Origin of the sequence: Bacillus australimaris, assembly GCF_001307105.1 — a bacterium.
Classification (GTDB): Bacteria; Bacillota; Bacilli; order Bacillales; family Bacillaceae; genus Bacillus; species Bacillus australimaris.
Genome location: NZ_LGYN01000001.1, coordinates 66,380 through 87,445, shown reverse-complemented (window position 1 = coordinate 87,445; position 21,066 = coordinate 66,380). Strand labels below are relative to the sequence as shown.

The window sequence follows — 21,066 nt, the reverse complement described above, 5'->3', positions numbered from 1 at the left end:
CCTTGCTGACATGTGATTGGTGTGAGGAAAACAAAGCAAAGAGAGAGCAGACAACAGTCTACTGGGAACTGATCACTGGCACACAATCAATTGAAATCATCGAAACGCCATCCATTTCCTGCACGCACTGCGGTATGACTTATCAAAAGGATGAGACGGTTAAAGAGATAGAAGATCAATTGATTTTAGTGGATCAGACAAAACTTCCAGAAAAAATCTCTTACGAAGAATTAATGAGCATGGAGCGGTTATTAAAGCGAAATTACTTTGACTTTTCATCATAAGTTGTACCTCCGCCTATACAAGTCATCAAATTGCTGTATAATATAACAACAAAATAGAGTGTCGCGGAGGGAAAAAACAGGTGAAGTCGTTTTACCATTATTTAATGAAGTACAGACATCCAAAACCGAAAGATGAAATTAGCCATTTTGCAAATGCGGCTTACGAGGATCACAGCTTTCCTAAAGCTTCCACTGATTATCATGAGCTGTGCGCTTATTTAGAACTAAATGGTGATTATTTAAGCTCAATGACAACATTTGACGAAGCGTTTGAGCAATACGAATTAGAAGTCAAAAAAAAATAACACACAACCGCTTGTTCCGTATGGGAGAAGCGGTTTTTTTATGAGAAATAAAATGGCGTTTTGCATGGTGTGGTTGCCCATGCAGAATTCCTTGCGCCGGCATACGATACGTTAAGACCAAAAGTCGGGCAAGGGGGAGACAGAATGAAGGCGAAAGCACCAAAATATCAAGTAGGGGATATTGTCGTCGTTGTCATGTACGGCACAGTTGGAACGATTACAAAAGTCCATCAAATTGACCAGCACTATCTATATGAGGTCAATCATAATGAGGTGCTTTATTTTGAAACATCACTTCAGCTTTACGATGAGTACGATGGGGTGATTGTGGATACAGAAAAGCTGGACATTGAATATGAGTTCCTCATTGGCGATGTTGTATATGTAAAAGATTACGGAAAAGAGCTATTTAAAATCATCGGTCATCGGACTGAAATTTGGCGCTACCTTGAAGATGGCTGGGAAGATGTCATATACGAACTCACGAGGCTAAAAGACGGAGAGTGGCTGGAGACTGAAGAAGAAGATTTAACGCTTGTCCTAAGGAAATATGAGATGGACCAGTTTGTTCATCAGCTTCTTTTTGTGCATTACGTCGGAGAAACATCAAAAGAGTTAGAAGAAGACATGGTCCAAACGGCTCTATTACAGCTAGAAGAGAAACAAGAAAGCGAAGCTTCACTAGAATTTCTCGCTGTATCTATAGTGGATGAGCTTCTTGATATTTATAACGATTATAAAATTCTCTACGAATTTTTCAAAGATCCAGAATATAAGGACATGATGGATTTTATTTTGGAAAGTTTAAACGAACATTTTGGTTAAAGAAAGACTTGTCCTAACACGAATAAAAAATAAGGCACACAGAAAAATGCAATCACATAAAACCATCCCCTCAAGATACGGCCCATCACCTGATCGAATGTTTCTCCATCTAAAATGCTTAACCATTTCATTGCTTCAAGCCCCTTTTCTTTTTGTTTACTGCATTTATATGTATGGAATACGCCATTATGACAAACTGTAATAAAAAACAGACGGCGTTCATACATCATAAAAAAGGAGGCGGAATGCAATGAAAGAAGCAGATTTGGTGATTGATACAGAGGAAATTGCGGAGTTCTTCTACATGGAGCTGATCAAAAGAGGGTACATACCTGCTGAGCTTGAAACGTTTGAGCTGGCCGACATTACATTTGAATATTTGCTGAAAAAAGCAATGATAGTTGAAGAAGAAGCATGGTAGGCACTATACTTTGAAGAGATTCTGAAGAGAGAGGGAGGGGAATCTTTCGCGTGTATATCCTATTTCTTTTCATTTTATTTGGCGCCATTGCTGCACTTATGGTATCTGGGGCATGTCAAGATTTGGACAACCAGATCATCTTATGGTTTGAAAGCATCAGACTCCCTTTTTTAAATGATGTCATGCTGGCTTTGACTGACTTTGGCATCAGCGCGCTGCTCGTTCCAATCATGCTTATTTTTAGTGTGGTCCTGTTTATGTATAAGCGCTACTACTCTATCATGCTGCTTTTTCTATTATATCTCACAGAAAAAACAATCAATCATGAATTAAAAGGACTGTTTGCTAGAGAGCGTCCAGCCTTTGATCATCTTGTGAATGAAACGTATTACAGCTTTCCAAGCGGACATTCGATGAATGCAGCCACAATCTATCCTTTTATGGCATATCTATTAGTGGAGATGATCCCGTGGTTGAAAGAAAGGCAAAAGATCGTCTATTTGATCACGGGGCTAGGCGTCCTAGTCATTGGCATCAGCCGGATGTATATCGGCGTGCATTATTTGACAGATGTTGCAGGGGGCTTTGCGATAGGACTCGCTTTATTTCTCATTTGTAAAAAGATTGACGAGAGATTGCCTGTCATTCGACAAAAATAGAAGAAGGAAATTGACAGATCCCAGCCAATCTTATATAAAAGGGGAGGGATTTGAATGCAATTGACGTTGAGATTTTTTCAAAAGAAACCTTCAGCATTTCACTTAACCATTTATCAGACACCTGAATATGGCGCTGCAAGCGGCCACCAGCCTGTGTACCGCACAAAGATTGGCGGCAGAACACACCTTGATGTTCTGGAAAAAGCATTCTCGACATTTAATGTACATGATACAGTCCCTAATGATTACAATGCACGGTTTATCACAACAGGTGATATTGTTGTGATTGATGATAGAAAAAAAGGGAAGTGCTATTATCAGCTTTTTCCGACAGGATGGAAACGCAGTGAACGGCTCATGACGATAAGTTAAATAGATGATGGATGATGCCAGCTTGAGGTCCAGCTGGTATTTTCTTTTTTGGTCCACATCGTTTATAATAAATAGGATAAAACACATAGTAAACGTAAGTGGAGGCTAAAAAATGAGTGTACATATTGGAGCAGAAAAAGGACAAATTGCAGAAACGGTATTGCTGCCAGGCGATCCGCTTCGTGCGAAATATATTGCAGATACATATTTAGAAGATGTCGAGTGCTATAATGAAGTGCGCGGAATGTATGGTTATACTGGAACTTATAAAGGAAAACGTGTTTCTGTACAGGGCACTGGGATGGGTGTACCATCTATTTCGATTTATGTGAATGAACTCATTCAAAGCTATGATGTTCAGAACCTAATCCGCGTTGGGTCTTGCGGAGCGATCAAAAAGGATGTCAATGTACGCGACGTTATTTTAGCCCAGACATCATCAACAGATTCACAAATGAACCGTGTGGCGTTTGGACCGATTGATTATGCGCCTTGCGCTGATTTTGGCCTGCTCAAGAAAGCCTATGACACAGCAGAAGCAAAAAATGTAGCTGTACGTGTCGGAAATGTATTTACAGCAGACCAATTTTACAATGAAAAACCGCTTGAGCTCATGGCTCAATATGGTATCCTAGCGATTGAAATGGAGACAACTGCTCTTTATTCTCTTGCAGCAAAATTTGATCGAAAAGCGTTATCCATTCTGACAGTAAGTGACCATGTTCTCACAGGAGAAGAAACAACGGCTGAAGAGCGTCAAACGACGTTTGATGAAATGATCTTAATTGCGCTAGACTCCGTTTTATAATAGTATAAAGGATGTGCTACAATGTAGCGCATCTTTATTTTTTTAGAAGAGCAAAAGGAAGGTATGTCATGAAGAAAAGCTACAAAATACTCTCAATCGCATCGATTCTTGGTTTGACAGCCGCACTATCGGGCTGCCAGTTGCTGGATCAAAAAAGCGGTACATCAGAATCAAACAAAACAAGCGAACAAAAAAACGCAGCAAATTCAACTCCCCAGCAAAACTCAAACGAACCGGCAGATTCATCGAATCAAGAGCTGACGTTAAAGAGTGAATATTTCAATGACATCAAGGTTGTGAGCGGTCTAAAAACCATTCAAAATCCTGAAAACGTGCTAGCACTTGTCAACAAAGAATACGCATTACCAGGAACCTATAAACCTTCTGATCTCGTTGTACCAAAAGTAGAATTCTCTTTTTCAGAGGATATTGAAAAACGCTATATCCGCAAAGAAGCAGCGGAAGCGCTAGAGAAGTTATTCCAAGGAGCAAAAAAGAAAAACTTCGAGCTTGCTGCAGTATCTGGCTATCGCTCCTATGACCGTCAAAAAGTCATTTTTGATAGCGAGGTCAAATTAAAAGGGAAAGAAAAAGCACAAGAAGCAGTCGCATTACCAGGCGAAAGTGAACATCAAACAGGTCTCGCTATGGACATCTCCTCAAAAAGTGCCGGCTTTGAAATATCTGAAAAGTTTGGTGAAACACCTGATGGCAAATGGGTGGCTAAAAACGCCTATAAATATGGCTTTATCATCCGTTATCCAAAAGGAAAAGAAGATATTACAAAATATGAATATGAGCCGTGGCATTTGCGCTATGTTGGAAAAGAAGCAGCAAAAGCAATGCATGATCACGATTTAACATTTGAAGAATACATGAACAAAGTGAAGAAAATCTAAACAAGTAAAAGGCCTCCCAGCTATTCGGGAGGCCTTCTTTTATTCTTCTTTTAAAAAAAGAACAATCCTGCTAATGCGAAGCCGGTAATGAAACCGAGTCCGATGCCATAAGCTGCACCCCAGCCATAATATCCTCCCCAATAGCCAAAGCCATAGCCCCCGCGAGATCCGCCGACTGGACGAATATAAACTTTGCGGTTTGTCACCCGCTCAATGCGTCCGACATGTACTCTGCCATTACGATCAGTGATTCTAGCGACTTTCCCCATGTGCTGCTGACAAAGCTTGTGATAGCGCTCCATGTTTTTCCTCCTTATGACAAACTCTTTTCACTCTTATCCTATGCGAGAGACCTCATAGAGTTTGGACAAAACATATAGGAGATTCGCTCATTTTATACAGTACATTCAAATAGAATGTGACTTAGCTGCTCTCGGTGTGCTTGAATGAGATCGTAGTGTGTTTGGAGCGTTTCGTAAAGAGCAGGCGGTATTTGTTCAGAGAGTTCCATTTCTGTCGGTTCCTCCTGCACCATGTGTTCATCGAATGAGAGAATCTGAATGTCACGAAAGCCTGCTGCTGTTAACTGCTTCTTCCATTCTTCAAGTGACAAGAGCGAGTGAAAGCCGTAAAAATCGCGAATAACTGCCATCTCTTCAGCTGTAAGAGGAGCTTTTAACACCGCTTCATTTGCAATCAATTGACCTCCAGGAGCAAGCACACGTTTAATCTCAGCAAGTGCAGCAGGCAGCTTGGTGAAGCTCAATACAGATTCACTGATGAGTAGAGAGAACGCTTCATCTGGGAATGGCAGCTGTTCAATGGATGCTTCTAAGGCACGGATCGGCAGTTCTTCCCGTTTGAACCGCACGTTCGCCTTGTCAATCATTAAAGGGTGCGTATCGATCGCTTCCACCTGATAACCTACATTTCCTAAATAGGCGGCCGTCTGTCCTGTACCGCATCCAGCATCCAGTATACGCGCACGGGGCGGCAGTTTTATATGCTCAAGCATTGTTTTTGTTAACTCAATTCCACCAGGATGGGCACTGGAAACGCCAAAATAGGCAAGCATTTCTACATAATCACTCATAAAATCCCTTCTTTCCTTATCAAGTTCCTCTCTAAAGATTATGCAATAGAGGGGCAAATGGCTTATCTTTTCAAATAGAAGTTTGATCCTTTGGTTGACGGATGAAGCATCGTCCTTGATAATAATGAAAGGAGATAAAGGTGGTGTTTTTTTGAAAAAGCAATTTAAGTTCGTGATCGCCATTCTGGTGACTGCTGCACTGTCCTCAGCGATTACATTTGTCATCACAAAACAAGGGGCTGTCAGCGTCTCAGGAGACGAGAAGTTTAGTAAGCTCATGGCTGCATATACGAAGGTAAAGGATGAGTATTACGAAAAAACGGATGATCAAAAACTAGTAGATGGTGCGATACAAGGAATGATTGCATCACTTGATGATCCATACTCTACATATATGGATCAAGAGGAAGCCGAAGGATTTAATAACACCATTTCTTCTTCATTTGAAGGAATTGGTGCACAAGTAGAAGAAAAGGATGGACAAATTTTAATTGTCGCACCGATTAAAGGCTCTCCTGCTGAAAAAGCTGGTTTAAAACCTCATGATCATATTTTAAAAGTGGATGGAAAAAGCACAAAAGGAATGTCGGTCAATAAAGCAGTCTCTCTTATCAGAGGGAAAAAAGGAACGGATGTCAAACTCCATCTCAATCGTCAAGGGGTTGGCAATGTAGATGTGACCATCACAAGAGACACCATTCCGCTTGAAACGGTGTATGCAAAACTCACAAAAGACAAAATAGGAGAAATCCAAATTACGTCCTTTGCTGAAACGACATCGAAAGAGTTAGATAAAGCAATTGATGACCTCAAGAAAAAAGGGGCAAAAGGCTTTGTCATTGACCTGAGAGATAATCCAGGCGGCATCATGACAGAAGCCATTGAAATGAGCAATGACTTTATCGATAAAGGGAAAGTCATCATGCAGGTTGAAGAAAAAGGGAAGAAACAAGTGTACAAGGCTGAAAAAGAACGCAAAGTCCATCAGCCGGCAGTTGTTCTTGTAAATGGCGGATCAGCCAGCGCTGCTGAAATTATGGCGGCGGCTCTTCATCAATCTTCAGGCATTCAAATCGTTGGTGAAAAGACGTTTGGTAAAGGAACTGTTCAAAATGCGCAAAGCTATAATGATGGTTCTAGTGTCAAGTTAACCATTGCAAAATGGCTGACTCCAGACGGTTCCTGGATTCACAAAAAAGGAATCGAACCACAGGTCAAAGCAGCTCTCCCAAGCTATGCAAAGCTGCCTTACTTAAGCCCGAAAAAAACGTATGAACTGAATGACAATGGAGATGAAGTCAAAGCGGCTCAAAAAATGTTCCAAGCGCTTGGCTACAAAGCAAAAGCAAACGGTGAGTTTGATCAAGCATTCCAGTCAATCGTCAAAAGCTTCCAAACAGACAACGCTCTGAAGGCAGACGGTATTCTGACTGGAGATACAACGACCGTACTGATGACAAAAATCCAAGATAAGCTAAAGAACAACGATACGCAAATGAAAAAAGCCATTGAAATCTTGAAAAAACAAATGAAATAAAAAAAGCAGTCCCCATCAAGGGACTGCTTTTTCTTATCTTACACCTCGTTTGTGACTGCTTCTGTTTTGTCGTGATCCTTTTCAAATAGATCATTCATGACAGAATTGGATGTGACCTTCTTTTGGAAGAATGGATTCAAAATCAAGATGACCACAACGTTTGCTAGTAAACCAAGAAAACCTTCATAAAGACCGAACGTCACATGTGAGATATTCGCTGAGAAGGTGACGATGATACCAATAACTAATCCGGCAATCGTGGCTTCTCTTGATTGCTTTTTCCAGAACAAGCTGATGGCAATGGCAGGGAAGATTTGAACCATACCTGAAACGCCAATGAGCTGAAGCGTGACCAGTGCAGTTGGGAACAGCATCCCAAATAAAAGAGCCAGTCCGATGACGATAAATACCATCGAACGTGTAATGATGGTCAATCTTTTTGGTGACACATTCGGATGAATTAAGTCACGGTATAAATTATTAGCAAATAAATTCGATGCACCAATGGCCATGATTGAACATGGAATGAGAGAGGCTAGTGCAATTGTTGAATAAGCAAGTCCCTGCATCACGCCGCCATACGACGTTTGAATTAAATGAAGAAGAGCAAATCTTGGATTCGTATCTTCTGGCAAGACTAAAAAGGCAATAAATCCAAGGAAGATAACCAAAATCAATACGATGTTATAAAGAGGCAAAAACATGCTGTTTTTACGGATCGCATCTGCGCTTTTGGCTGTAAAAACCCCAGTTGCCGCGTGTGCCCACATAAACAAAGCTAGGGCAGAAACCCCCGAAGCAGTAATGAACCATAAAATACCTTTTGGTCCGCCATCAGGAATCGTTAGAAGCTGAGGCGCTTCTTTGGCTAACGTATTCATCATCGGTGTCCAGCCGTTAAAGTGAATGATTGGCAGTGAGACCACCATAAACAGCATGATGACCCAAACGAGAATATCCTTAATAATGGCTGTATAAGTAGGACCTTTAATCCCGCTGAAAAATGTATAAAGTGCGACTAAAATAAATGAAATAATAACAACTGCATTCACATTAATATAACTAGTTCCAGCGACAGTTAATGTATCTTGAATCCCGCTCAGCTGAAGACAAATATAAGGAATCAGCATAAGTACTCCAACAATTGCGATCAAACTGGATAACAGCTTGCTGTCAAACCGCTCACGTGCATAATCAGCAAGCGTTGTGAGGTTGTGATTTTTCGCCACCGTCCATAGTTTCGGTAAGAAGAAATAAGCAACAAAATAAGCTAAAACTGAATAGGGAATAGCGAAAAAAGCGACGCTTCCAGCTGTATAAGCTGTACTGGTAAGCCCTAAAAAGGTATAGGCTGTATATAAGTCTGCGCCAACGAGGAACCAGACAAGCAGTCCGCCAAATTTTCTCCCGCCGACAGACCATTCTTCCACTGATTGTCTTGATGACTTGTCACGACCAGCGGCAAATCCGATGACCACGACGATAAAAATAATACTTGCAGTAATCAATAAAGCTGTTAAATTTCCTTGCATTAGTTAGTTCCTCCGTTTGAATGTTGCATCTTGTAAATAATAAATGTGCAAATTGGTGTGAGAACAATCCATAGTAAGAGCCAGAAATGGAAAAAGGGTAGCCCAATGACAAATGGATGAATGCGATTCGCAAAGGGAAGCAGTGCGAGCTGTCCGATGAATGGAATCGCTATAAGTAGTGCCAGCATCAATTTTTTATTCATGATTTCCTCCTGAATATTTTGTAATTTCATAATAATAGCAGTTGTCAGATTAGATCACAAGACCATTTTCTGAAAAAACAATCATTTTGATGAATATCATACTAATATAACGCTTTCATTCTAAAAAAGGACGATGAATGGAGATGAAAAGAGGGGAGAGATTAAAAAAAGTATGGAGGAATAATATTTAAAGCAAATAAAAAAGCCCCAGCATGAGAGCTGAGACTTTGCCAATTTTTAAAGGAAATCAGAAACTTCTTCGATGTCGAAACGATTGCTTTTATGAGCTTCTTTCGCTGCTTTCCCAACTGAAATCAGCATGACTGGCACGTAGCGTCCACTTACATTGAATTCTTTGATGTACGCATCTTTACTGAAACCACCCATTGCACATGTGTCATAGCCCATTGCTTTTGCAGCAATCATTAATTGCATAGCAGCTAATGAAGCATTTGAATACGCTGCTTCGCGTGCATATTGCTCGCTTTGATATGCGCCATTGATTTGAGTCATCAATGTTTCTTTAATGTCTTCAGTAATGAAGCCTTGTTCTGCAAGCTCACTGTAGATTTTTTCGCCATTTTGGTTGGCTTCTAGGTCACCTAGTACAGCAATAACAGCTGATGCCTGTGATACTTGCTTTTGGTTATAAGCGATTGGAAGTAATTTTGCTTTTGCTTCAGCACTATGGAAAACAGTGAAATGCCAATGCTGTAGGTTCCAAGCAGATGGTGCTTTTGTTGTGATATTAAGAAGTTCAGTTAACTCTTCTTTTGTCATCTCATGAGTAGTATCATACTCTTTTACTGAAGCTCTTTGTTTTAAAATGTCGATCGTTTTTTGATCAGTCGCCATATGGATATTTCCTCCCGTTTTTGCAAATAGTATGGTACAATAACTAAAAAAGTGAGAAACTTACTTATTGTAACTAGAGATATATTTTAAATTGTATACCGTTAGTTTGTCAAACAATCATGAAAAGAAAGGCTGAAATTTATGGAATTCCAATTATGTCCACACATTCAGCAAGCTTTTTTACTTTTAGGCAAAAGGTGGAACGGTCTCATTATTCATGTATTGCTTGATGGTCCCAAGCGCTTTAAAGACCTCACAGACACGATCCCATCTATCAGTCAAAAAATGCTCGCAGAGCGTTTAAAAGAGCTAGAGCAAGAAGGAATTATAGAGCGAACTGTACTGCCTGAGACGCCTGTCAAAGTCATTTACTGTTTAACTGAAAAAGGAAATGCGTTAAATGTTGTGTTTCATGAAGTATCTCGCTGGGCAGGGGAGTATATAGGCTCTGATGAAAAAAAGGAGCAAGCCTAGTTTCAGGTTTGCCCAAACGTTTTGACTCCTGATGAATATGCTGATGTTAGGCACATGACAAAGGAGGAGAAATGCATGTACCCTCATACTCCGTATTTTCGAGGCGGCGCCCCTGGCATTCCGCCATATGAATCCAGAGTCCCTTTGTTTTTTGGTTTTGGCGCTCCTTTAGTCGGCGGACTGCTTGGCGGATTTCTAGGAAGTGCGATTTTTAATTATCCCCGTCCATATTACCCGCCACCACCACCACCGCCTGCTCCACCACCTTATGGCGGCGGATATCCACCATACTATTAAGAAAAAAGAGTAAGCCTGCTTCCATTTCAAAGCAGGCTTTTTATAATGGAATATCAATTTCAGAAATCCCTGGATCATCGTGCTTTAAAAACATAATTTCCAAAATGCCGTCTTGATACGAAGCCTTCGTTCCTTTTCGTTTCACAGCAGCAGGGAGGACGACTTTTTTCTGCGCGTCCTCTTCAGGAAAATGATCAATAAACAGCAGATTGGCTGTATGTTTGATTTTTACTTTTTCTGTATTGGGACGAGCGAGCTCAATTTTGACAAATACATGATCAGTTGTTTCAAACACTTCGACTTCCGGCTCTTTTTCTTTTTTGACGTCTGTTTCTCTCGTTTTTTGTTGTTGAGAAAGGGGGTCCTGAAATGGGAACTGAGCAGGATAATTGGAGCCGAATACACTTTCCATTACTTGATTGACATACTGCTCAACGTCTTTAGGGTCTGAATTCTTTAAGGCTTCTTTTGAAAATTGCTTTTGAAAAGGGAATAATCGGTTCCAGTCGAACATGCGAATCATCCTTTCTAAATGCCCTGAATTAGTATATGCCCATTCATCTGAGAGCGTGCTATAATATACGATAGATTTAGAAAGGAATGGTTACATTGAACGAACAACAATCAAAAGGTGTTCTCTATACGGCAGCATCTTTTACACTATGGGGATTATTCCCGTTATATTGGAAGCTGATGGAGCATATTTCGTCAGGCGAAATTTTAGCGCACAGAATAATATGGTCATTTGTTTTTATGTGCGGTATTCTTTTGTATTTAAAACAAGTCCGCCCAGCGATGCAGACAGTGAAGGGTCTCCTGCTGGATGGTAAAGCATTTTTTTCATTACTTTTATCTGCTATTTTAATATCGGTCAACTGGTATGTGTACATTTGGGCGGTCAATCATGATCTTATGCTCGAAGCGAGTTTAGGGTATTATATTAATCCGCTTGTATCCGTCCTATTAGGGATCATTTTCTTGAAAGAACGGCTGAATAAATTGCAAACCATTGCCATTCTCATTGCTGCCGCTGGGGTGATCCTTTCAACGGTTCAATACGGGGCATTTCCTGTCGTTGCTTTCGTATTAGCCTTTAGCTTTGGTTTTTATGGATTGATTAAAAAGAGAATGAGCTTTACGAGCGCGATTGGTTTAACGATAGAAACGCTTCTTTTAGCACCAGCAGCACTTGTGTACTTATTATTTTTCCTAAAAGAACCTGTAGTGACAATGAATGCTAACAGCTTCGGGTCGCTCGGTCTCTTGTTTTTTGCAGGCGTTTTTACAGCTGTGCCGCTGCTTTTATTCTCAGAAGGTGCAAAAAGAATTCCTCTTTATCAAGTGGGCATTTTGCAATACATTGCACCGACGATTACGCTGTTTTTAGGACTGTTTGTGTATCATGAACACTTATCAGCAGCTAAAATTGTGACGTTTCTTTGTATTTGGGTGGCAATTTTACTGTTTACCACCTCTCAATTACGTATGAAAAAAACAGCGAATTCTCATTAAGCCAAACGAGCAGTTTGCTTTTTTTTGAAGGCGGATCATGTCATAATAAGTTGTTACCAATACAGTAGAGGTGATCACATGTCTTCAGCTAATGAACTTGCAGCGGCCTATCAATCTTTATGGAAAAATCGCCAGCTTGAAGTGGATGATATGTCTTCTTTACACGAGGCAATAAGTGATGATTTACTCGATGCACGCACCCATCCGCGGGCGAGAAAATCATTACACCAAAAGTACGTGCTCGCTGTGGAGAGAATATTAGAAAGTGAGCTTGAGCATGATCATCAGCTGCAGCTGATCAGCTTACATACAAAAAAGCTGCGTGAATTAATTCAAAATGAAGGAAGGAACCACTCATGAAACCAATTCAAACGGAAGATGTCACCGCACATCTTGAATCGTTTTTAAATCGTCCAGTCTTTGTTCATCTTGAAACGACAACTGGCTCTTATTCAGCTCATGTAAACGAGCAAAACATGACGGTTGTGGCATATATCCGCAATGCAAAAGTCGTCTATTCACAGGCGAAAATAAAAGGACAAGGCCCATACCGTGTGGGAATGAAAACTGAAGATGGCTGGATTTACGCAGAAGGATTAACCGATTATGTGTTTGATGGCCAAGGCCGTCTGCTATTAGCAGGGCACTTGCCAGACGGGAAACTAGCGATCTCATTACAAATTAGTGAAACACCATTTCAGGTGTAGAAGAAAGGGTGACGAGTCATGAACGAACATGTATTAGTGATGCTGCCTCACCCCGATGATGAATCCTTTGGGGTTGCAGGTCTTATTGCGCAAAGCAGAAAACGCGGAATTCCTGTCACGTATGCGTGCGGGACACTTGGGGAAATGGGCAGAAATATGGGCAGCCCAACCTATGCCAACCGTGAAACACTTCCTGAATTAAGAAAACAGGAATTAATCAACGCCTGCAAAGAAATGGATATCACTGACTTGCGTATGCTTGGACTACGTGATAAAACATTGGAATTTGAAGATGATGAGTATTTGGCAGATGTGATGGAAAATATCATTGATGAAGTCAAACCTACACTCATTGTCACGTTTTATCCAGGACATGGTGTACACCCTGATCATGATGCGACAGGCGAAGCTGTCATTCGTGCTCTATACCGTAAGAAAAAAGAAGACCGTCCTGCGACATACTGCATGGCCATTACGAGAAATAGAGAAGAAGTGCTCGGAAATGCGGATATTGTCATTGATATTACAGATGTTGCAAATATCAAATTAAATGCACTGAGAGCGCATAGAACGCAAACAGAAGGTATGCTGAGAGAGCTTGAACAGAAGCTGAAAAACAAAGAACCAGTCGTCCAAAAATGGTTCGACGAAGAAATTTTCTGGACGTACCAATGGAATGATTAAATAAAAAGGCAGCTGATATAGATCAGCTGCTTTTTTATGTCGTAGATACATGTTGAAGTTGACGTTTTTGAATTAACCTGAGTCGGATAAAGAGGACGATAGCACCTGCAGCAAGCCCGGCAATCAGTCCTATCCAATAACCAAATGCTCCAAATGTGGTATATGTGCCGATCAAATAGCCGGCAGGAAGACCGATGACCCAATAGGAAACAAACGCTGCAATGAGTGTATAGTTCACATCTTTATAGCCCCGCAGAGCCCCTTGAATTGGTGCAGCAATCGCATCTGAAAGCTGGAAAAATATAGCGTAAATCAAAAAGTGCTGTGTCATCTGTAAAACAGCCGATTCAGCTGTATATAAACCGGCGATATCTGGTCTAAATAATAAGATGAGTGCGGCCGTACATAATGAGAATAAAACCGCAGTTCCAATGCCGATATAGCTGTAGCTTTGCGCATCTTTATACCTTTTAGCCCCCGCTTCAAACCCAACAACAATCGTTAACGCCATTGAGATACTAAGCGGTAAAATATATAGGATAGAAGCAAAGTTCATCGCAGCCTGGTGACTTGCGATTGTAATGGTATCAAAGTGGCCCATTAACAGCGTGACTGCTGCAAAGATACTCGTTTCAAAAAAGATCGCAAACCCGATAGGAAGCCCAATTTTCAGTATTTGCCCTATACGGGAAAGATTGATTTGAGGCAGTTTTTGAAACAAGCGAAATGAGGCAAATGGTTCTGCTTTGATGACAATACAAATACTCATGATGAAAATGGCCCAATACGTCATTGCAGATGCAAGACCAGCCCCCGCTCCGCCAAGCTTTGGAAAACCGAAATTCCCAAAAATAAATACATAATTTAAAACAAAGTTAATAGGCAGTGCTGTGAGCGTGATGAACATCGTCACACGTGTTTTCCCTAATGCATCAATAAATGACCGTAGCACCGAATAACCAAACAGCGGGATGATGCCAAAAGCAAGAAAGCTGAGGAAGTGCCGGGCAATAGCCTCTACGGAGTGCTCGAGTCCAAGTCCTCCTAATATGTAAGGAACGCTGATTGTACCAATGGCAATCACAGCGATACTTAAAAGAAACGATAAATAGATCGCCTGAAAGACAGCCCGAGGAACATCTTCCTTCCGCCCTCCGCCCATCAGCTGAGCCACAATCGGAGTAACGGCCATCAATATACCGGCAAGTCCTGTATAAACAGGTGTCCAAATACTAGAACCGATCGCGACACCTGCAAGGTCTTCTGCACTCACTTTTCCAGACATCACTGTGTCTAAAAATGTAATAAGCGATAGACCTGCTTGAGTGATTAAAATCGGAATCAAAATAGTTAAAAATAGTGTCAGCTTTGCTCGAATGCTATTTGTTTCTCTCATCACAAGTTCCTCTCTGAACAGAAATAACGAGAGGAATTATATCATGCTATGTAAAAAAATCAATTCTCCGTCGGATTATTTTTCTTAGATGGCTTCGTTTTTTTAAACATTTGGGCATAAATAAAAGAAAGACTGACAACACCTAAAATGCTGCAAGCATATTGAATGATTTTCTGAATGGTCATATTAAGCTCACCTCCATACAAATAGAATGTGCACAATTTTCTATTTTATGACAACAAGTGAAAGAAGGAGGGAAAAGATCAGAATGATCCATCGTACGAACGAAGAAGTGCTATTTAAAGCAGACATGAGAACACATTTGATGAAAATTATGAAGGATGCAAGTGGCATCATCGATTCTCTTGATGAGATAGAGCAGTGTCTTCTTTGTGAGCTTGAGTCACTGCATGATGAGTTTAACGAAATGCATGCAGAGGCTTCATCGTTTTATCTACAAGCGTATATGGAAGAATTCACACCGGGCTTTGCCCAATTTTCTTTAGCCATTGAGAACTTATCAAAACAAAAGCATGGAGCACTTATTGTGATTCAAAGGCGGGATGAGGTGGAGGATTTTATTCAAAAAGGGACAAACCTTCATGCGAAAATTAGTGCATCGTTAATAGAGAGCATTTTCTACCCAGGAAATCCACTGCATGATGGTGCTCTTTTAGTCAAAGAAAATACACTTGTTTCCGCTGCAAATGTGCTGCCGCTCACATCAAAAAAAGTCAGTCCTTCTCTTGGCACAAGGCACAGGGCGGCAATCGGACTTTCTGGTATGACCGATGCACTTGTTCTTGTCGTATCAGAAGAAACGGGAAAAATGTCGTTTGCGAAAGAAGGAGTGCTTTATCCGCTTACCGTAAAAGATCCGGAAATAAGAAAATAACAACGAACCGCTGCATTCTTCATTCGGAAGGATGCTTTTTTCATTTGCGGAGAAAAAACAGCCAATTAAGTAAAAAGTCATTTGATACAGAAAAATTTGTCATGTAGAATAGAACTATGAAACTAGCAGCGTGCTTGTTTTGACAAATTTCTAAACGTCAACTTAAAAATTCCTTAAAAAAGGTTTATAAATACAACAAACAGCCGATAGAAACGATATGGCTTTGTTTTAGCATTTTGAGTTGGCTGCTTTAGCCTATTTGTTATTGCCCAACGTCTTCATGTCGAGTAATATAATAGAAATAAAGATAAAATAGTGCAAGAGAAGCAGAACCATTAAATGCTAAACTCAAAACTAGTACATAGGTCTTATTGAACAAAATCATGAAAGGCGGAGATTCCTCTATGAAGAAAAAAGTAGTAACCGGCCTCACAGTTTCAGCGATCGCTGGCTCAGCGGTTTTTGCTGCACCGGCAGAAGCACAGACGATCAAGGTGAAAAGCGGTGACTCACTTTGGAAGATTGCCGAACAGTACAATACAAGTATTTCGGAGCTTCAATCTCTTAATCAATTAAAAACAACGATGATTTTTGCAGGACAAAGCTTAAAAATTCCTGGTGCAAAAAGCAAAAAATCCAGCTCATCAACAGGGTCAAAAGCAACGAAATCAAGTGCTTCAACGACTTCCAGCTATACTGTAAAGCTTGGAGATTCTTTATGGCTGATTGCAAAAAATCATAAAATGTCAGTTGCAAGCTTAAAAAGCCTAAACAGCTTAAATAGTGACCTGATTCGACCTGGTCAAAAGCTAAAGGTATCTGGAAGCACGAAGACGAGCGGTAGCCAGTCATCAAATTCAAACTCATCTTCAAGCAATAAGACAACTAATTCAACTAGTTCTTCATCATCAAGTACATACAAGGTCAAATTAGGGGATTCTCTCTGGAAAATTGCGAATTCGTTAAATATGACGATTGCTGAAATTAAAACATTGAACGGATTAAAATCTGATGTGATTTATACGAATCAAGTGTTAAAAGTAAAAGGGACAGCTGCTTCAAAACCAAGTCAGTCGAAACCTACTAAACCAAGCAATTCAAACAGTAACCAGTCTTCTAGCGGGAAAACAACATCTTATACTGTAAAATCAGGCGATTCGTTATGGAAAATTGCGAATCAATTCAAAGTGCAGGTTCAATCTATCCGCACAGTCAACAGCTTGAAAAGTGATGTGCTTAGAATTGGACAAGTATTAAAAATTAATGGGGCAGCTTCCGGCTCAACTGGATCGAATGGTTCTACATCTAACGGTTCAACAACACCGGTCAACAATAACAAAAATGATGTACCTATGAATGCAAAGATCACGACAATGATCCAAGAAGGGAAAAAGCTGACAGGCGTTCCTTACAGATGGGGCGGTAATACACCAGCAGGATTTGACTGCAGCGGCTTTGTTTACTATCTCATTAACAAAGTGTCATCTGTATCCAGATTAAGCACAGCAGGTTACTGGAATATGATGACTTCTGTAAGCACACCACAAGTTGGAGATTTTGTTTATTTTACAACATACAAAGCGGGTCCTTCTCATATGGGCCTATACCTTGGCGGAGGAGATTTCCTTCATGCAAGTGACAATGGAGTAGGGATCTCGAACTTAAGCAACCCATATTGGAAAAAAGCCTACTTAGGTGCGAAACGTTTCTTCTAAAAAAGCCGAATTTCGGCTTTTTTTGTTTGCCCGCTGTTGAGATTGTCCATACTGATAACAAAAGGGGGCAGTCATACATGAAAAAGTCAGTGTGGATGATCTTGATGTGTTTTGTTTTCGTCACAACAGCATGTCATGCACCACCGAAAAAAGAAACGACAGAAGAAACTAGTGAAGTTGCAGCACCTAAACAAGCTTCAGTCAACACGTCACTCATAAACGAAAGCGGGCAAAAAATAGGAAACATCGAAATAAGAGAATCCTCAGAAAGCGGGCTGGATTTACATGTGAAAGCGAAAGGACTGCCGCCAGGTCCACACGGCTTCCATATACACGAAACAGGAATGTGTGAGGCGCCAGATTTTGAAACGGCAGGGTCGCACTTTAATCCAACTCATAGAGAGCATGGTTTTGACAATCCAAAAGGGCATCATGCTGGAGATATGCCTAATTTAGAGGTAGGGGCAGATGGACAAATTGATGTTGTTGTAAATGTGCCGGATGTGACGCTAAAGGGAGGCCCAAATCAATTAATCGATCAAAATGGGCGAAGCTTTATCATTCATGCAGAAGCCGATGATTACTTAAGTAACCCTTCTGGGAATTCAGGGAAACGTATCGCTTGCGGAGCGATTACAAAAGAAATGGTAAAATAACAGAAGTCTAGCCTTTATGTATTGAGTGCATAAAGGTTTTTTTAGTATACTTGGTGAGGAAAATGATCGAAGAGAGGAATTAATCATATATGTTGAACGAACAATCACTCCCAGAAGAAATTCAAGCAATGATTGAAGCAAAAGCAAAAGTGCTGGATGAAGAATATCGTCCGCTGATTGGAACGGGCGGCTATGAATCACAGGATACATCTATCATTCAAGATGCCATGATTGCATTAGCACTAGGAAAAAACGTTCTTTTAAAAGGACCGACCGGCTCAGGTAAAACAAAACTAGCAGAAACATTATCCGCTTTCTTTCAACAGCCGATGCACAGTGTGAATTGCTCGGTTGACCTTGATGCTGAAAGCTTGATTGGCTACAAAACCATTCACAATGATGGTCAGGTGGCTTCTATTGAATTCGTTGAAGGACCTGTAACGAAAGCAATGAAAAAAGGTCATCTTTTATATATTGATGAAATCAACATGGCAAAGCCAGAAACACTGCCTATTTTAAATGGCGTACTCGACTACAGAAAAATGATGACAAACCCATTTACAGGTGAGGTTGTGAGAGCAGAAGAAGGCTTTGGTGTCATTGCGGCTATCAATGAAGGATATGTCGGCACAGTGCCTCTAAATGAAGCACTAAAAAACCGTTTTGTTGTCATTGACGTTCCATATATCGGCGGCGGTATTCTGAAGGATGTGCTACAATCTCAATCCGTTTTAAAGGATGAGCGGTTAATTGATCAATTCGTACAGCTCTCATCAGACCTCATTACACAAGCACACAACGGACAGGTGAGTGAAGAAGCGGCATCCATCCGTGCGCTCCTAGATACTTGTGATCTTGCGCAATACATCCCGCCGCTTCGTGCTGTTGAACGAGGGATTGTTGAAAAGCTGGAAGATGATCGAGAAAAAGCAGCGGTAAGAAATATCGCCCAAACATTATTCGAGTGAGGTTCTGACTTTTGAAATTCATCAAATTTAATGACAGCAGAATCGATTCATTTCTATTTATGGAATTAACGGATTTAGCCAAAACGTTAGCAAAAAGTGACGATGTCGAGCTTGAATACGGTGTGCAATCCTACTATGAACCATTTGAAAAGAAAATTTTCATCAGTCATTTTTGGGATGATCGTAAACAAGAAGATATGATAGCAGGTTTGAAAAGTGATGTGTTCCTTCGTGCAGTAGGGACGGTTTATAGTGATCTGACGGTATTTCAGGAGATTATTCGCTATGCCCATACATTATCCATTCCTGATCTATGTAAACAATTGTTTATGCTGTTTGAAGATATCCGGATTGAAGAGCAGATTAAACATGGCCGCCCAGGAACAAAAAAAGTGTTTAAACGAAGAAGAGAGCTATACAGGCGCCACTTTAAGACGCAATTAACTATTAACCAAGAAAGAAGCATTTTAACGGATGCCCTCTTTTGTGCGATTTATGTGAAGTTGACAGCTGATTCACCGCTCGAAGAGATTCCACCTCTTCATGAGCGGGTCAACCCAATGATTCCGTTTATTGAGTCAAGTCTTGAGCGTGTATATGATGCAGGTTCAACAGCAGATATCGCAGCTATTGTAAAAGAATTGATGGAAGGCTTTGATGAGCTTCTCGAAAAGGATATGCTGAATACGTACTTTTTCTTTCCGGAATTGGATTATGAAAAAGCTGCAAAAGAACCGCTGTTCCATGACTTGAAAAGAAAACCTAAATTAAGTGAGGACATCAAAGTCGACCGGGAAAAAGAAGGCGATGAAGACATCCATCAAGAGTATATGGAAGTGTGGCATCGAGAAACCGAAGCGCCATCAAAAAGTTTTCTTCAATTTGATTTAGAGCATGGTGGTAAAAGTGATCTTGGGAAGGATGCAGCAAGAGAAGGCGATGACGGAGATCAGGCACTCGGAACTGTCCAAGGCTCTGCAAAGCAAACACACCGAAAAGATTATTCAAAGCTTGAGGCGCTGGAAGAGGCTGAAGGCGAAGAGAGCGGAGCAGATGGTAATGAGAATGGAAAAGAGAACAAATATGCGTTTCCAGTCATGATTTCACCAGATCCACCTGTGCCAGAACAAATCGATGTGTACAAGCAGCATGCTAAGGAGATTGAGCCTTACCAGAAACGCTTAAAACAAATGATTCAAAAAACACTTGAACATAAAAAATCGTGGCCAAAAACAGACCTTCATGCAGGACGTCTTAGTAAAAAGCTGATTCGCTATTTTACAGAGTCTAATCCGCGTCTTTTCTATAAAAAACAGGCTCCTTCTTCTGAAATTGATGCTGTGTTCACCTTATTAGTAGACTGTTCAGCAAGCATGTTTGACAAGATGGACGAGACGAAAAAAGGAATTGTTCTATTTCATGAAGCGTTAAAATCCGTGCAAGTCCCGCATCAAATTGTCGGATTTTGGGAAGATACAAACGATGCAACAGAAACAAGTCAGCCAAACTATTTCAACACAGTCGTGTCGTTCAGAGATTCTCTATTTGATGCAGGACCATCCATTATGTCTCTTGAGCCAGAAGAGGATAACCGAGATGGCTATGCGATCCGCCAAATGACAAAAATGATTTTAAAACGAAGAGAAGAGCAAAAGTTTCTCATTGTTTTTTCAGACGGAGAGCCAGCTGCGTTCAGCTACGAACAAAATGGAATTGTCGATACGCATGAAGCTGTGCTAGAAGCGAGGAAAAAGGGCATTGAGGTGATCAATGTGTTTTTATCCAATTCGCCGATAGAGGAAGCACAGATGAAAACCATTCAAGATATGTATGGTAAGTTCAGCATTTTTGTACCAGATGTCGATACTTTGCCAGATGTCTTATATCCATTACTGAAGAAGTTGCTGCATAAAAGCATTGGGGCATAAGGTTTTGCCCCTTTCTTCAAATTATTTTTCGGAATCATTTA

Annotated in this window: 29 protein-coding genes; 20 read left to right on the top strand and 9 right to left on the bottom strand. The window is 40.6% G+C overall.

What is annotated here, in order from left to right:
* Positions 1-2 precede the first annotated feature (2 nt).
* From AKG37_RS00405 to AKG37_RS00395, 3 genes are all read left to right on the top strand, one after another.
* Complete coding sequence (locus tag AKG37_RS00405) at positions 3-284, top strand: YokU family protein (RefSeq protein WP_060697086.1); 282 nt, start codon at positions 3-5, stop codon at positions 282-284.
* A gap of 80 nt (positions 285-364) precedes the next feature.
* The gene (locus AKG37_RS00400) at positions 365-589 is read left to right on the top strand and encodes a YozE family protein (protein ID WP_060697085.1); all 225 of its coding nucleotides are present in this window, start codon (positions 365-367) and stop codon (positions 587-589) included.
* A 144-nt stretch (positions 590-733) separates the two neighbouring features.
* Positions 734-1,414, top strand: coding sequence for a hypothetical protein (locus AKG37_RS00395; RefSeq protein ID WP_060697084.1), 681 nt, complete (start codon positions 734-736; stop codon positions 1,412-1,414).
* On the opposite strand, the gene AKG37_RS19250 is transcribed toward AKG37_RS00395, so the two are convergent.
* Positions 1,411-1,545, bottom strand: a complete 135-nt coding sequence (locus AKG37_RS19250) for a hypothetical protein (protein ID WP_255290989.1) — start codon at positions 1,543-1,545, stop codon at positions 1,411-1,413. The two genes, AKG37_RS00395 and AKG37_RS19250, sit on opposite strands and share 4 nt — an antisense overlap.
* Before the next feature lie 119 nt (positions 1,546-1,664).
* Between AKG37_RS19250 and AKG37_RS18325 the strand changes: the two genes are divergently transcribed.
* The 5 genes from AKG37_RS18325 (at position 1,665) to AKG37_RS00375 (ending at position 4,573) form a co-directional block, all read left to right on the top strand.
* Positions 1,665-1,835: a YozD family protein gene (locus AKG37_RS18325; protein WP_077233667.1), complete on the top strand. Its 171-nt coding sequence runs from the start codon at positions 1,665-1,667 to the stop codon at positions 1,833-1,835.
* Between the two features lie 50 nt (positions 1,836-1,885).
* The gene (locus AKG37_RS00390; protein ID WP_060697083.1) at positions 1,886-2,494 is read left to right on the top strand and encodes a phosphatase PAP2 family protein; all 609 of its coding nucleotides are present in this window, start codon (positions 1,886-1,888) and stop codon (positions 2,492-2,494) included.
* Positions 2,495-2,548: 54 nt separating this feature from the next.
* Positions 2,549-2,866: a hypothetical protein gene (locus tag AKG37_RS00385; RefSeq protein WP_060697082.1), complete on the top strand. Its 318-nt coding sequence runs from the start codon at positions 2,549-2,551 to the stop codon at positions 2,864-2,866.
* Positions 2,867-2,978: 112 nt separating this feature from the next.
* Positions 2,979-3,674: a purine-nucleoside phosphorylase gene (gene deoD / locus AKG37_RS00380; RefSeq protein ID WP_060697081.1), complete on the top strand. Its 696-nt coding sequence runs from the start codon at positions 2,979-2,981 to the stop codon at positions 3,672-3,674.
* Positions 3,675-3,742: 68 nt separating this feature from the next.
* Positions 3,743-4,573: a M15 family metallopeptidase gene (locus AKG37_RS00375; protein ID WP_060697080.1), complete on the top strand. Its 831-nt coding sequence runs from the start codon at positions 3,743-3,745 to the stop codon at positions 4,571-4,573.
* 50 nt (positions 4,574-4,623) lie between these two features.
* Here the strand turns inward: AKG37_RS00375 and AKG37_RS00370 are convergent, their stop codons facing one another.
* Together AKG37_RS00370 and AKG37_RS00365 are read right to left on the bottom strand one after the other, a co-directional pair.
* The gene (locus tag AKG37_RS00370) at positions 4,624-4,875 is read right to left on the bottom strand and encodes a hypothetical protein (RefSeq protein WP_060697079.1); all 252 of its coding nucleotides are present in this window, start codon (positions 4,873-4,875) and stop codon (positions 4,624-4,626) included.
* Between the two features lie 92 nt (positions 4,876-4,967).
* The gene (locus tag AKG37_RS00365) at positions 4,968-5,666 is read right to left on the bottom strand and encodes a class I SAM-dependent methyltransferase (RefSeq protein ID WP_060697078.1); all 699 of its coding nucleotides are present in this window, start codon (positions 5,664-5,666) and stop codon (positions 4,968-4,970) included.
* A gap of 151 nt (positions 5,667-5,817) precedes the next feature.
* Between AKG37_RS00365 and AKG37_RS00360 the strand changes: the two genes are divergently transcribed.
* Positions 5,818-7,203, top strand: a complete 1,386-nt coding sequence (locus tag AKG37_RS00360) for a S41 family peptidase (RefSeq protein ID WP_060697077.1) — start codon at positions 5,818-5,820, stop codon at positions 7,201-7,203.
* 38 nt (positions 7,204-7,241) lie between these two features.
* Here the strand turns inward: AKG37_RS00360 and AKG37_RS00355 are convergent, their stop codons facing one another.
* The 3 genes from AKG37_RS00355 to AKG37_RS00345 all read right to left on the bottom strand — a co-directional run bounded on the left by AKG37_RS00355 (position 7,242) and on the right by AKG37_RS00345 (position 9,793).
* Entirely contained in the window at positions 7,242-8,735 is a 1,494-nt protein-coding gene (locus AKG37_RS00355) for a sodium:solute symporter family protein (RefSeq protein ID WP_060697076.1), read from the bottom strand.
* The gene (locus AKG37_RS00350) at positions 8,735-8,938 is read right to left on the bottom strand and encodes a DUF3311 domain-containing protein (protein ID WP_060697075.1); all 204 of its coding nucleotides are present in this window, start codon (positions 8,936-8,938) and stop codon (positions 8,735-8,737) included. Before AKG37_RS00350 ends, AKG37_RS00355 begins: the two co-directional genes overlap by 1 nt.
* Positions 8,939-9,175: 237 nt before the next feature.
* Positions 9,176-9,793 (bottom strand): nitroreductase family protein, encoded by a 618-nt coding sequence (locus AKG37_RS00345; protein ID WP_060697074.1) that lies wholly within the window; start codon positions 9,791-9,793, stop codon positions 9,176-9,178.
* A gap of 141 nt (positions 9,794-9,934) precedes the next feature.
* Between AKG37_RS00345 and AKG37_RS00340 the strand changes: the two genes are divergently transcribed.
* Both AKG37_RS00340 and AKG37_RS00335 read left to right on the top strand, forming a co-directional pair.
* Positions 9,935-10,267: a winged helix-turn-helix transcriptional regulator gene (locus tag AKG37_RS00340; protein ID WP_060697073.1), complete on the top strand. Its 333-nt coding sequence runs from the start codon at positions 9,935-9,937 to the stop codon at positions 10,265-10,267.
* A gap of 75 nt (positions 10,268-10,342) precedes the next feature.
* Entirely contained in the window at positions 10,343-10,564 is a 222-nt protein-coding gene (locus AKG37_RS00335; RefSeq protein WP_060697072.1) for a hypothetical protein, read from the top strand.
* A gap of 40 nt (positions 10,565-10,604) precedes the next feature.
* Here AKG37_RS00335 and AKG37_RS00330 read toward each other — a convergent pair whose 3' ends face one another.
* Positions 10,605-11,078 (bottom strand): Hsp20/alpha crystallin family protein, encoded by a 474-nt coding sequence (locus AKG37_RS00330; protein ID WP_060697071.1) that lies wholly within the window; start codon positions 11,076-11,078, stop codon positions 10,605-10,607.
* A gap of 86 nt (positions 11,079-11,164) precedes the next feature.
* On the opposite strand from AKG37_RS00330, the gene rarD reads away from it, so the two are divergent.
* The 4 genes from rarD to bshB2 all read left to right on the top strand — a co-directional run bounded on the left by rarD (position 11,165) and on the right by bshB2 (position 13,467).
* A complete protein-coding gene (gene rarD, locus AKG37_RS00325; protein WP_060697070.1) occupies positions 11,165-12,076 on the top strand; it encodes an EamA family transporter RarD in 912 nt (303 codons plus the stop codon).
* 78 nt (positions 12,077-12,154) lie between these two features.
* Positions 12,155-12,436: a hypothetical protein gene (locus AKG37_RS00320; RefSeq protein WP_060697069.1), complete on the top strand. Its 282-nt coding sequence runs from the start codon at positions 12,155-12,157 to the stop codon at positions 12,434-12,436.
* Positions 12,433-12,783, top strand: coding sequence for a YojF family protein (locus AKG37_RS00315; RefSeq protein WP_060697068.1), 351 nt, complete (start codon positions 12,433-12,435; stop codon positions 12,781-12,783). Before AKG37_RS00320 ends, AKG37_RS00315 begins: the two co-directional genes overlap by 4 nt.
* Positions 12,784-12,801: 18 nt before the next feature.
* Complete coding sequence (gene bshB2, locus AKG37_RS00310) at positions 12,802-13,467, top strand: bacillithiol biosynthesis deacetylase BshB2 (RefSeq protein ID WP_060697067.1); 666 nt, start codon at positions 12,802-12,804, stop codon at positions 13,465-13,467.
* Positions 13,468-13,501: 34 nt separating this feature from the next.
* Here the strand turns inward: bshB2 and AKG37_RS00305 are convergent, their stop codons facing one another.
* Positions 13,502-14,863, bottom strand: coding sequence for an MATE family efflux transporter (locus tag AKG37_RS00305; RefSeq protein WP_060697066.1), 1,362 nt, complete (start codon positions 14,861-14,863; stop codon positions 13,502-13,504).
* Positions 14,864-14,922: 59 nt separating this feature from the next.
* Positions 14,923-15,048, bottom strand: coding sequence for a hypothetical protein (locus AKG37_RS19245; protein WP_008359993.1), 126 nt, complete (start codon positions 15,046-15,048; stop codon positions 14,923-14,925).
* A gap of 83 nt (positions 15,049-15,131) precedes the next feature.
* Between AKG37_RS19245 and cdaS the strand changes: the two genes are divergently transcribed.
* From cdaS to AKG37_RS00280, 5 genes are all read left to right on the top strand, one after another.
* Positions 15,132-15,758 carry a sporulation-specific diadenylate cyclase CdaS gene (cdaS, locus tag AKG37_RS00300; protein ID WP_060697065.1) on the top strand — a complete coding sequence of 209 codons (627 nt, stop codon included), beginning with the start codon at positions 15,132-15,134 and terminating at the stop codon, positions 15,756-15,758.
* Between the two features lie 404 nt (positions 15,759-16,162).
* A complete protein-coding gene (locus AKG37_RS00295; RefSeq protein WP_060697064.1) occupies positions 16,163-17,473 on the top strand; it encodes a peptidoglycan endopeptidase in 1,311 nt (436 codons plus the stop codon).
* Between the two features lie 77 nt (positions 17,474-17,550).
* A complete protein-coding gene (locus AKG37_RS00290; RefSeq protein ID WP_060697063.1) occupies positions 17,551-18,129 on the top strand; it encodes a superoxide dismutase family protein in 579 nt (192 codons plus the stop codon).
* A gap of 89 nt (positions 18,130-18,218) precedes the next feature.
* Entirely contained in the window at positions 18,219-19,097 is an 879-nt protein-coding gene (locus tag AKG37_RS00285; protein ID WP_060697062.1) for an ATP-binding protein, read from the top strand.
* Positions 19,098-19,108: 11 nt separating this feature from the next.
* A complete protein-coding gene (locus tag AKG37_RS00280; RefSeq protein ID WP_060697061.1) occupies positions 19,109-21,025 on the top strand; it encodes a vWA domain-containing protein in 1,917 nt (638 codons plus the stop codon).
* The last annotated feature ends 41 nt before the right edge of the window (positions 21,026-21,066 follow it).